Annotated in this window: 5 protein-coding genes; 3 read left to right on the top strand and 2 right to left on the bottom strand. The window is 67.5% G+C overall.

What is annotated here, in order from left to right:
* The first annotated feature begins 218 nt into the window (after positions 1–218).
* The 3 genes from ACAH01_RS16205 (at position 219) to ACAH01_RS16215 (ending at position 6,972) form a co-directional block, all read left to right on the top strand.
* Positions 219–1,439, top strand: coding sequence for an ABC transporter substrate-binding protein (locus ACAH01_RS16205; protein WP_372480934.1), 1,221 nt, complete (start codon positions 219–221; stop codon positions 1,437–1,439).
* A 194-nt stretch (positions 1,440–1,633) separates the two neighbouring features.
* The gene (locus tag ACAH01_RS16210; RefSeq protein WP_372480935.1) at positions 1,634–5,536 is read left to right on the top strand and encodes a PAS domain S-box protein; all 3,903 of its coding nucleotides are present in this window, start codon (positions 1,634–1,636) and stop codon (positions 5,534–5,536) included.
* A 179-nt stretch (positions 5,537–5,715) separates the two neighbouring features.
* Complete coding sequence (locus ACAH01_RS16215) at positions 5,716–6,972, top strand: ABC transporter substrate-binding protein (protein ID WP_372480936.1); 1,257 nt, start codon at positions 5,716–5,718, stop codon at positions 6,970–6,972.
* 20 nt (positions 6,973–6,992) lie between these two features.
* Here the strand turns inward: ACAH01_RS16215 and ACAH01_RS16220 are convergent, their stop codons facing one another.
* Positions 6,993–10,421 (bottom strand): UvrD-helicase domain-containing protein, encoded by a 3,429-nt coding sequence (locus tag ACAH01_RS16220; RefSeq protein ID WP_372480937.1) that lies wholly within the window; start codon positions 10,419–10,421, stop codon positions 6,993–6,995.
* Positions 10,418–12,487 carry a hypothetical protein gene (locus tag ACAH01_RS16225; RefSeq protein WP_372480938.1) on the bottom strand — a complete coding sequence of 690 codons (2,070 nt, stop codon included), beginning with the start codon at positions 12,485–12,487 and terminating at the stop codon, positions 10,418–10,420. The genes ACAH01_RS16220 and ACAH01_RS16225 overlap by 4 nt, the downstream gene beginning before the upstream one ends.
* Positions 12,488–12,523 lie beyond the last annotated feature (36 nt).

Consider the following 12,523-nt stretch of genomic DNA (forward strand, 5'->3'; position numbering starts at 1 on the left):
GTCGTGGAGTCCGTCGCCGAGGTATCGCTGCCGGTGATACTGCGGTATCGTGTGGGAAACAGTGCTCACGACGACAGCTTCGAGGCATCCCTCGACCGGCATGACGAGCCCTCGAAGTGAGAGCCGGCCGCAACTGCCGACACACCCACAGACGTATCGCTGGGGCGGCTCGGCGAAGTACCGGAACGCTTTTACTATATTAGGTCGGCCTAAAAATCATGAGAGGCGACAGCAGCGGTGAGGAGCCACCGACACGACGTGAGTACATGAAGTACGGCGGCGCAGTCATCGGCGGAGGTTTGCTCGCCGGCTGTACGGGCGACAGCGGGTCCGGCGGTGACGGCGAGTCGACGGACGCCAGGGCCACGACCCCGGAAGCCACAGTGGCGGCGACAGAAACCGACGCCGACACCAGTTACTCGGTAACGATGGAGCCGATGGGTACCGTCGAGTTCGACGCACCGCCCGAGCGCTGGGTGAGCTATCTCAGTACGTACGGCGACATGGGCATCGCCCTGGGCAAAGCCGACAGCCTGCAGGGATTGTGGGACCCCGACGGAATGCCCGACGTGTTCTACGACGCGTTGCCTGGGGTCGACATCTCCTTCGAGGACGTCTCGCCGATCTCCGGTGACGGCGAGTTCGACAAGGAGATCTTCTACGAGCTAGACGCTGACGTACACCTACTCGATCCGAACTGGATCGGCGTGTTAGCCGACGACTGGGACGAGGACGACACCGAAGAGATCGCCACCGGCGTCGATCCGTTCCTCGGGAACTACATCCGGCGGCGTGGCGACGACTGGCACGACTACCCGTACTACTCGCTGTACGAGGCCTTCGAGATCGTCGCGGACGCGTTCGACGAGCGAGAGCGCTACGAGGCGCTCGCGTCCGTCCACGACGACGTGCAGGCGACTATCGAGGAGCGGCTGCCGCCGGCAGCGGAGCGACCGACCGTCGGTCTCGTGTCGGTCAACTCGCAGTTCGAGAACGCCACGTTCTACGTCTATCCCGTCCAGGCGGGGAACAACCACAAGCAGTACCGCGACCTCGGGATGCGCGGAGCCTTCGACGACCACATCGAGGGAGGCTACGGCCAGTTCGACTACGAGCAACTGCTGGACGTCGACCCCGACGCGATCGTATTCCAGTACGGCTTCTCACACGTCTCGACCGAGGAGTTCGAGTCCCGAATGGAGACGATGCGTGCGGATCCGGTCGGCAGCCAGTTGTCGGCGGTTCAAAACGACCGGCTGTATCGCGGCGGCACCGCGTACCAGGGGCCGATCGTCAACCTCTTCCAGACGGAGGCGGCGGCGAGACAGTTCTACCCCGAGGCGTTCGGCGAGTGGAACGGGATAGAGACACTTCGGGAGGAGTCGCTCACGCTGTTCGATCGACAGCGGGTCGCAGACGTCATCGGCGGGGACTTCTGATACTACCGGCTGTAAATCTGTGACCGATTTTGCCACTCCGGGGTGGCGAAGATCTTCACGAAGTGACAGCCGGCAGTATGAGCGTACTCGGGACGGGCCGAGAGAGACAGTCGTCGACTCGATCGAGACCTTCGACTATCAGGAAAGAGAATCGGTGCACGTGATTGATTAAACAGCACCGCCTCTGTACAGTAATGAATCATACAGAGAACGCCACGTCGGAAGAGATTCGTCTTCTGTATGTGAACGACGACACCGACTTCGTCGATCTGGCACGCGCCAAACTCCAGAATCACTCTTCGGCGTTCGAGATTTCGACTGCCGGCACCGTCGCAGCCGCCCGTGAACAGATCGAGACGGCGACCATCGACTGTGTGGTCACTTCCTACTCGCTGCCGGACGGAACTGGAATCGAGCTCATCGAGCAGCTCCGATCGGCAGACACCGAGTTGCCGACGATCCTGTTTACCGGCAGAGGCAACGAGCGGATCGCCAGCGAAGCGACGCAGGCGGGCGTCTCGGACTACATCCCGCTGCGGGCAGACCAGCACAACTTCGAGCTACTCGCACGCCGCATCCACACGCTGGTCGAAGCCACACGCAAAGCGGCCATCGCACAGCGGCTCTCCGACCGGTTCCAGCGGACGCTCGAACGTGCCACAGACGCGATCTACGCGGTAGACGACGACTGGCGGATCGAGTACATGAACGAGAAGATGGCCGACCGGATCGGCAGGGACCCAGAGAGCATCGTCGGCAGCAGAATCTGGGACGAGTTCCCCTCGATCGTCGGCACAGAACTCGAAGAGCGGTATCGGACTGCCATGGAGACTGGCGAGCCGGTGTCGTTCGAACAGCGCCTCGGCGACCCCTTCGACTACTGGGTCGAGGTGCGGGCGTTTCCCGACGACGACGGCCTGACCGTCTTCTCGCGTGAGATCACCGACGAACGGGAGCGAGAACGAGAACTGGAGCGCAGCGCGGCCATCCTCGAAAACATCCACGACATCGTGTTCGTCGTCGACGAGGACGGCGTCGTGAAGTTCGCGAACGGAGCCGGAAAACGCCTGGTCGGGGAGAACCAGTCGACGACACTCGACGGGCGACAGCTCGACGCGGTCGTCGAGGAGCGACTCTCCGACGACGAGACAGAGCAGCTACGAAGCGTCATCGACGCCGCACTCGACGGGCCAGAGGGCGACGGTGGCCTGACCGGCCTGTACGACTCGGATCTACAGGTCGATATGGCGGTCGGGAACGACGAGCGGACCTTCGACATCCGCGTGACGCCGTTCCGGAGTGGCACCAGCGAGCAGGTCCTCGTCGTCGCCCGAGACATCACGGAACAGAGCGAAGTCGAGCAACGAGTAGAGCGAGAGCGTGACGCGCTCCGAGAGCTTCAGAGCGTCATGGCAAAGAGCGACGTCTCGGGCGAGACCCGACTCCGGGAACTGCTGGCGGTCGGCTGTCGGACGCTGGACCTGGAGATCGGGATCGCATCGCGCGTTCGGGGCAGTGACTACACCGTCGAGGCAGTCCACGCACCGGAAGCCGACATCGAACCGGGAGCGCAGTTCGAGCTCGAAGCGACGTACTGTGCGGAGGTCATCGACGATGACGGGATCTGTGCGTTCACCGACGCGGTCGCCGACGGAAAGCGGACCCATCCCGCATATCGCGAACTCGGCCTGGAGTCGTACATCGGTGCGCCACTCGTCGTCGACGGTGAGCGCTACGGAACGATCAACTTCTCGAGCCCGACCACACGAGTCACGCCGTTCGGGGTGGCCGAGCGGACATTCGTCGAACTGTTGTCGGAGCTGGTGAGCACCGAAATATCCCGAAGTCGCGACCAGACCGAACTCGAACGGCAGGACTTCCTCTTCGAGCGGGTACAGGACATCGCAGAGATCGGTGTCTGGGAGTACTTCCCCTCGACTGGCGATCTCGAGTGGTCCGACGGCGTCCGTCGAATCCACGGTGTCGATGACGACTACGACCCGTCACTCGAAAGCGCGCTCGGCTTCTACCATCCCGACGACAGGGAAACGATCGCGACTGCTGTCGAGCAGACACTCGAACACGGCGAGGCTTACGACCTCGACCTCAGGATCGTTCGAGCCGACGGCGAGATCCGGGACGTGCGCGTGTGGGGCGAACGCGTCGACAGCACACCCCACGGCACGACCGTACTCCGTGGCGTCTTTCAGGACATCACCGAGCGAAAAGCCCAGGAGCGCGACCACCGAGAGCTCGCAGAGGAGTACGAGGCGCTGCTGGAGACGTCCGGTGACGCGATCTTCCTGCTGAACGTCGATACGACCGGCTCGGAGCCGGCATTCGAGTTCTCACGGCTCAGTTCGGGATACGAGAATCAGACCGGGCTCACGACCGAGGCCGTTCGCCACCAGACGCCAAGCGAGGTGTTCGGAGCGGAACGCGGCGCAGCGCTCGAATCGAACTACAGCCGCTGTGTCGAGCAGCGAGAGCCGATCTCGTACCGCGAAGAACTGGCCATCGACGAGGGCGCGCGGTTCTGGGAGACGAGCCTCGCACCGGTGATGGTCGACGGTGAGATCGTCAAGATCGTCGGTATCGCACGCAACGTCACCGAACAGGTCGAACGTGAGCGGGATCTCGAAGCGACGAACCAGCGGCTCGAATCGCTCATCGAGGCGACGCCACTCACAGTGATGGAGATCGACCGTGGCGGCACCGTCGTCCGCTGGAACGACGAGGCCGAGAAGATGTTCGGCTGGTCGCGAGCGGAAGTGCTCGGGGAGCCCAATCCGATGATCCCCGAAGAGAGGCAGGCCGAGTTCGACGAACACCGACAGCGAGCCCTGAGCGGCGAGCGGATCCGCGGCAAGGAGATACGACGAGAGACCAAGGACGGCGACGAACTGGATCTGCTGCTGTCGGTCGCGCCGATCAGCGATCCCGACGGCGAGGTGACGAGCATCCTCGCAGTGCTCGAGGACATCACCGAGCAAAAAGAACTGGAGACGAAACTGCGGTCGCTACAGGAGACGGCCCAGCGGCTCAGCAGGGCACAATCCAGCGACGAGATCGGTGAGATCGCTGTCGAGACAGCCGTCGAAATTCTTGGCTTCGAGCTGACGGGGATCTGGGAATCGGACGAACGAGCGGAGGAGCTCGTTCCGCTGGCGTCGAGTGAGGCCGTCGGGGACCTGCTCGGCGAGTTGCCACGGCTCCAGCCCGATGAGAATCTGGCCTGGGAGGCGTTCGAGTCCTCGGAGCTGCGGACGTACGACGATCTCCAGGCGGAGCCGGGAATCGACGAGGCAGACGCGCTGCCGGCGAGTGGGCTGTTCGTTCCACTGGGTGAGTACGGGCTCGTCGGCGTCGGGACCTCGAACGAGCGAGGGTTCTCCGAGACGGACGTAGACCTGTTTCGCATCCTCGGAGCGACCGTCGAAGCCGCCTTCGGTCGGGCGAACAGGGAGGCGAAGCTACAGCGCCAGAACGAACGGCTGGACCAGTTCGCGAGCGTCGTCGCCCACGACCTCAGGAACCCGCTCAGCGTCGCGATCGGGTTCACCGACATCGTCCAACAGACACAGGATCCGGCACACTTCGAGAAAATCGAGACCGCGCACGAGCGCATCGAGCGTCTGATCGACGACCTGCTCACGCTCGCGCGTGGCGAGTCGACCGTGACCGAGACCGAGGAGATCGACCTCGAAACGATCGCGACGGAAGCGTGGGGGTACGTCGACACGAGCGCGGCGACACTGACGGTCGAATCTGTCCCGGTCGTCGCGGGCGACAGCGGTCGCTTGACCCAACTGTTCGAGAATCTCTTTCGAAACGCCGTCGAACACGGCGGCGAGGAGGTTGCGGTGAGAGTGGGACGACTGGCAGAGACGGACGGGTTCTACGTCGAAGACGACGGTGTCGGCATTCCGCCGGAGAAGCGAGCGACAGTGTTCGAACACGGCACCACCACCAACGAGGGCGGCACCGGCTTCGGACTCTCGATCGTCGAAGACATCGCGAAGGCCCACGGCTGGACGGTCAGTGTCACCGGCGGGACAGCGGGCGGAGCGCGGTTCGAGTTCGAGATAGCCCCGTGACGCTGCCGACGGTCTGACTGTCACAGCGGTCTCCACCCCGCGAGGTCGAACGGCGACAGCGGTGCCACCAGTCACGACGGCGACCGGCGACGGACGTACGAGTCGCAGTGAAGTTGTGGCGAAGTTCTTTGGTCGGCCTAAATCACAGCCACTTTATATCATTAGGCTAGCCTAAAAGCATGGCCGAAGACGAGACATCGACGCGACGTGACGCGATCAAGTACGGGTTCACCGTCGCCGCATCGGGCCTGCTGGCCGGCTGTACCGACCAGGAGAGCTCGGGTTCGGACGTGACCGAGACGGCGACGCCGACACCCGAGCCGACGGCGACGGCGTCGAAGGCGGGCACGCCCACCGAGGAGTCGTACACGGCGACGATGCCTCCCGTCGGCGAGGTGACCCTCGAAGCGCCGCCGTCCTCGTGGATCGGCGGGCTCGGGTTCACTGCCGACGTGCTGACGGCGCTCGGACAGGCAGACGGCGCGGTCGGGATGGTCGATCCGAGCTTCTGGTACACCGGGTTCTACGACTTCCTCGACGGCGTGACCGCACCGTCGACGGACGACCTCGCCCAGATCACGACCGAAGACCGGGAGACGGACATCGAGATGGTGTACGAGCTGGATCCGGACCTCATGGCCGTCGACCCGAACGCCCTGATGGGCATTTACGGGCTCGACGAAGAAGGGGCGCGCCAGATCGAAGCGGACGTCGCCCCCTGGTTCGGCAACGAGAGCAGGCGAAAGCGCTTCGACGGCTGGACGCACTGGCCGGTCGGTGAGCCCTACGACTACCTCTCGCTCCCCGAGTACATCCCGAAGTACGCGGCGCTGTTCGGCGAACGAGAACGGGGGAACGCACTGCTGGAGCTGTACGAACCGTTCGTCGAGGAGGTCACCACTCGGCTCCCACCCGCCGAGGACCGGCGATCGATGGCGCTGGTCAACGGCCGGTACAACCCCGAGAACCGGGACGGATGGGTCGTCTACAACCCGAAATCCGAGGTCGAAGCGACGTGGGGCAAAAAGCAGTATCGAGATCTGGGCGTCGTCGACGCGTTCGAGGGAGCCTACGACGGCCAATCGTCGGTGACCGTCGACCACGAAGGACTGCTGGAGTACGATCCCGACGTGATCATCTTCAACTTCGGGATCACCTACCGGGACTTCGACGGCACGAACTACATCCAGCAGCAACGCGAGTTGCTCGAAGACCACCCCGTCGGGAGCAGGGTGACCGCGGTCGACAACGGGGACCTGTACGTCGGGGGCACGCCCTACCAGGGACCGATCATCAACATGTTCCAGACCGAGATGGCGGCAAAGCAGCTCTACCCCGAGGAGTTCGGCGCGTATCCGGGCTACGGAGAGCTGTCGTCGGACGAACAGCTGTTCGACAGACAACGGCTGGCAGAGATCGCGACCGGCGATGTCTGATACTGCCAGCGGTACGAGGCTCACGCGAACCGCGCGAGCCACGACTCGATGTCGTCGACCGGCGCGGTGCCGGCCGTCGAGTCGACGCGCTCGCCCACGCAGGTGATGCGCCCCCGGACCGTCGCGTCGTCGAGCTGGCGTTCGAGCAGCCAGGCGTAGAAGGCAGTCTGGAGCGCGTATCTGTCGCGGGTGGCGTCGGTGTCGGCGAGGACGAGCTTGATGTCGTCGACGTACCACGTGCCGTCCGGAGCGCGCGAGACGATGTCGGCGTGGTTCCGGGTCTCGATGGTGTGGTCGGCCACGGGAATCACGGCGTCGAGTGGCTCCTCGACGTAGACGGCGCTCGACTGCAGGCGCTCCCAGACGCCGGTCGCGGCGAACTGCGGACAGACGGTCTCGCGGACGTAGCGCACCACCTGCTGGCGCTCGCGGCCCCCGACGGCGCGGCACTGCTCGTCGATGGCGGCTTCGAGCCTCCCCGCGAGCGGTTCGGCACAGTCTTCCAGCGTCGCGGTCGAGACGCCTCGCTCGACGGCGGTCGTGAGCACGTCGTGTGCGATCGTGCCGAGGTCGTCGGGACCGACCGCGTCGAAGGCCAGCGGGAGGTCGTCGGCGGGAGCGGGGCGCTCGCTGTGAAGTGAAGTCCCTTTGAGGTGGTCGAGCCAGTGCTCGTCCAGTCCCGTCGCCAGCGGGTAGAGCGTACTGCCGTTGACGAAGCGCGGCGTCCGGCCCGTCCGGGTCGGCGACGGCGCGAGCGCGGTCCGTGGCGTCGGGCGACACGACGGCGAGACGCTGGCGTCGTAGGCCACGTCGAGACAGCCGATCGTCAGCGGGTACTCCCCGGTCGGTCGCTGGAGTGTGGTGTCGATCCGACCGCGCGAGAGCGAGTCGGGGAGATCGAGCGCCCGCCGGATCGTCGTCACCCAGCTGTCCTGTGGCGGGGTTCCGACGCTCGTCGCGTCCCGTGGCACCGAGAGGACGAGGTGGTCCCGAGCCCGCGTCATGGCGACGTACAGCGTCCGCCAGCGGTCCGCGCGGTGTGCGGCCGCGAGTTCGCTGAACACCGGCGGGCCGCCGATTCGCGGCTGCTCGTCCCCGACCCAGCGGTTCGTCGCCCAGCGGAGCCGCGGCACCGACTCGACGCCGTGGGCACTGGGTTCGTCGATCGGGACCGGCGGCGCGGTCGCTGGCGGTGCGAGCGCGAGCGTCTCACCGCGGGCCACGAACGAATCGCGGTGCGGGCCGTTGACTCCGAGCGGGCGGCTCAGATCGGCCAGACAGACGACGTCAGCCTCGTCGCCTTTCGCGTTGTGGATCGTCCGGAACACCACGTCGTAGTCGCTGGCGTCGGGCACCGGAACGAGCGGCCCGTGAGACGGGGACGCGCGGTACTGCTTGAGGACGCCGGCCAGCTCGGACAGCGCGTAGCGGTCGGTTCCCTCCCATTCCTCGACGGTTTCGACGAGGGTGTCGAGGACGGCGAGACAGCGCCGCGGATCGTCGACCTGGTCGAACGGATCGGTCGCCAGGGCCAGCGTCTCGACGACGTTCGCGACGACGAGCGCTCCCGGATCGGCCGTCCGTCGCGCGAGCCGCCCGCGGAGTTCGGCGAGGCCGTCGAAGAACGTCTCGACGCGGGCCGGGAGTCGATCGTCGGTCCCGATCTCGTCGAGGCGGTAATCGGCGGCCGCAGCGATCTCGTGGAGGGTCGTCCCGTCGTCGCAGGTCACCGCCGGAACCGCACCGTCGAGGAGCGCGCGCGTTCGCTCCGGGTCGAACGGGTCGACGAGCCACTCGACGACGCCGACGACGAGTTCGACGAGCGGGCTCTCGAACAGCAGTTCGCTGGCGTCGGCGACGGACAGCCCCGTCGCTTCCAGACGGGCGGCGAGCGAGCGCATGTTCGTCCGCGTCGGGAAGAGGACCTCCACCGGGCCGTCGGCGTCTCGGCTCGCGAAGCCGTCGTCGGCCAGCGCACCGTGGAGGTAGTTCGAGAGCGGCGCTGCTTCGCTCTCCTCGAACCACGTGGTCGTCCCCGGCGAGCCCCGCGCCCGGTAGCTCGCGACGTGGACCGCCGGCTCGCCCGTCGCCTCGCGGTCGGTCTCGACGAACGTGTAGTCGTCGCCGGTCCGGTGTACGCCACCGCGTGCGGGATCGGTGAACACCGTCTCGAAGACGGCGTCGACGGCGGCCGAGACGTCCGGTCGCATCCGGTAGGTCCGTGCGGCGTCGGCCCGCTCGTGGGGCGTCCAGGATCGTCCGAAGTACTCCCCCGCCTCGAACGCCCGCGTGAACAGCGCCGGCCGGGCGTCGCGCCAGGCGTAGATGCACTGGTCGGTGTCGCCGGCCAGCAGGACGCGAGCGTCGTCGGGGACCAGCGGCGCGAGCGCGTCGTGCTGTGCGACGGACACGTCCTGGGCCTCGTCGATGACGAGCGTCTGGAGGGCGTGCGCGTGGCGCTGTCGGACCCGCTCGCGGAACGAGTCGTCGGCGTCGCCAGCGTCCTCGAAGAAGTCGGCGACCCAGTACGCCACGTCCTGGTGGGCGAGCACGCCGCGCTCTCGACACCGACGGTCGTACTCGGTTTCGTAGGCGGCGACGAGCGAACAGAACTCCTCGACACGCGCACGCCAGCGGTCGAAACACGCCCGGGACTGGGCCGTGACCGCCGCCTCGTCGTCGTGTCGGTGCCGGAACGCCGCGGCGGTCTCCTCGTCGAAGAACCGCGCCACGTCACGGACCACGGCGTCGAACGTGGCCGGGCGACCGTCCGGAAAGGCCTCGTCGATCGCGCCCAGGAGTCTGTCGCGGAACTGCTCGTCGGAGAGTCGGCGGGCGCGCTTGGCCGAGCGGGCCGTTTCGAGCAGCGCGTCCAGCGTGCGCTCGTCGGCCCCCCGTCCGTCGCTGGCCGTCTCGTCGCCGTAAGCCTCGTCGAGACGCTCGAACCGGGCCGTCAGTGACTCGCGGGCACGCAGGGCGTCCAGCGCCGCCTCCCGAAGCGAGGTGAGGTGCGCGTCGTTACCGACCGTCGGCATCTGTTCGAAGCCGTACTCGGCGTGAATCTCCGTGAAGACGGTGCGAAAGATGCTGTCGATGGTCCCGACGTGGTCGGCGTGGCGGACCCGCTCGCGGAGCCGCTGTGAACGCTCGGGGCTGATGGTCGTCGCCGTCGCCTGCTCGTCGTCGGCGAACGCGGTCAGCGCGGCAGTGATCCCCGGAACGATGCCGGCAGCGTCCTCGCGGGAGAACGAGACCACGCAGAGCCCCCGTTCGGGAGCGGGCTCGCAGGCGGCCGCCTCGACCAGCGCCTCGGCGGCGACGCGCTCGACCGTCGTCGACTTGCCGAACCCCGCCGTGCAGTTCAGGACGAACAGCCCCCGGTCGTGAGCGAGGAACGCGTCGCGAATGCGTTCCTGTGCGCCCTCCAGGGGCGGGACGCCGTCGGTCACCGGCCACCACCCCCCACGCTCGGGCCGTCGTCGATCCAGTCGTGGAGCGTCGATGCGTCGCCGGCCCGCAATCGACGGACCCGCTCGGGCGCGAGGCGGTCGGCGTCCAGATGGGCAAGCAGCGGCGACCGCTCGTAGCGGACGCCGTCCACGTCACTGGTGTAGCGAGTGACGACGAGGTGGTCGGTGGCAGCCCGGACCGCGTCGGCGAAGTGATCGAAGTCCCGCTCGGTCGACCAGGCCCCCCGAACGGGGAACTGACGTGCCGACCGTGTCTGGCCCCGGACGATCGCTGCCCGCAGTTCGGCCGGCAACTCCCCGTGGGGACGCTGGGGCCACTCGCCGTCGACGAACCCCAGCGCGACCACGAGCGGGTACGTCCGGAGCCAGGCGTCCGTCGCGTCGAGCACGTCGATGCGCTCGGCGTTGGCGTGTTCGCGCCGACCGGGTCGGGCGGTCGCGAGCGCGTCGAGGACCGTCAGGACGGTGTCCCACGAGCGGTCGAGGTGGCCCCGTTCGAGCCAGTCGGCGTACTTCGCCCACGTCTCGCGAAGGAGGTGATCGCCGTCGTCCGTGCCGGCGACGCGCTCGACGGCGCGGGCGGTCTGGGCGGTCTCGGTGTAGTCCGGCCCGTCTGACGCGGCCCGGCGGGGCAGGACTGACTCGTCGAACGCGTCGACGACGGGCTCGAGGACGGGACAGATGTCGGCCGGCGCGGGCTCGGCGGGCTGCTGGCCGACCCAGTTCAGCAGGCCGGCCGCCGCTTCGCGTGCGGTCGTGTCGACGCCGTCGAGTTCCCGGACGGCCGTGAGCCATCCGACCCGCGAACGGGACGCGCCGTCGAGCGCACGGCCGAGCGCGTGGACCGTCGCCGGTGGCGTCGGGCGGTCGTGACCGCCGCGGGGTGGGGTCCACTGGAGTGCGAGCGGTTCCAGCAGCGTGTCGGCGGCGATGTCGTCGGTCGCGGCCGCCCCCAGCAGTTCACAGACGGCGACGACGAGCCGGTAGGGGAGCGTCCGCGTCAGCGGGAGCTGCGTCCAGACCGACGGGTGCCGTCCGTACGTCGACAGCGCGCGCCCCACCGGCCGCTCGTAGCGATCGACGTCACGAGCGACGAGCGCGATATCGTCGACGCTGGCACCCGCTTGGAGGGCCCCGTCGACGATCGCCGCCGCGGTGCGAGCCTCGTCGTGTCTCGTCTCGACCGCGATCTCGGTCGTCCGCGGCGGCTGGTCGAGCCGGCGGTCGGGCGACTGCTCGACGCGATCCGGGACGGTGTCAGCGATCCCGGACCGGGCAGCCAGCCGACGGGCGATCCGGGGCCCGGTCCCGGCTCGGAGGTAGTACTGCACGTCGACGTCGGTCGCCGCCTCGACCGCCGTGAGAAAGTCCCGGACCGGCGCGCCGAGAGTGCTGACGCCAGCGAGATCGATCCGCTCGATCGTCGGGAACGTCGCCGACCACACTGCGCCGTCGGTCTCCTCGATCGCGCTCGCACAGGCCCGAAAGACAGCGCCGGAAGCTGGATAGGCCGCGACACGCTCGTCGAGAGCGTCGACGAGCGCCCCCACACCGGTGCGGAGCGCGCGTGTGTCGGCACTGGCAGCCGCCGACAGCGACGAGCGAACGTCGTCGAGGGCCGCCGCTCGGTCGGCTCGCCCGCCGGTCAGGAGCTGGAGCTCCTCGCGAGCGACCTCGATCGACTCGGCGTGCTCGGTCAGTGCCGTGCCGTAGACGGTGGTGAGTGCCTCGACGCCCGCGGGCGGCTCGTCGAGGAGCGTGCGGAACAGCCGGAGCCGGTCGAGCCGGTCGAGCGTCTCGACCGCCCGGCCCTCGTGGGTCGAGAGGACCCGCGACGCCACGTCGATCGGCGTCCGAAACAGGACCGACGAACGGGGCCGGCTGCGCTGTGCGAGCGCCCGCTTGCAGTTGCGCTGGTGGAGCTGCTCGGGCGTCATCACGATGTCGATCGGGTCGCGGGCTCGCTGCGGGCGTTCCAGAAGGGACTGCTCGTCGTGGACGTGGACGGCGGGCGAACAGCGCCGGGCGGCGGCAGCGTCGTCCATACCTGTGAGAGAAGTGCAGTTGTGCCCTAAAGATGC

Source organism: Halomicrobium sp. HM KBTZ05 (assembly GCF_041530035.1).
In the GTDB taxonomy this organism is placed as follows: Archaea; Halobacteriota; Halobacteria; order Halobacteriales; family Haloarculaceae; genus Halomicrobium.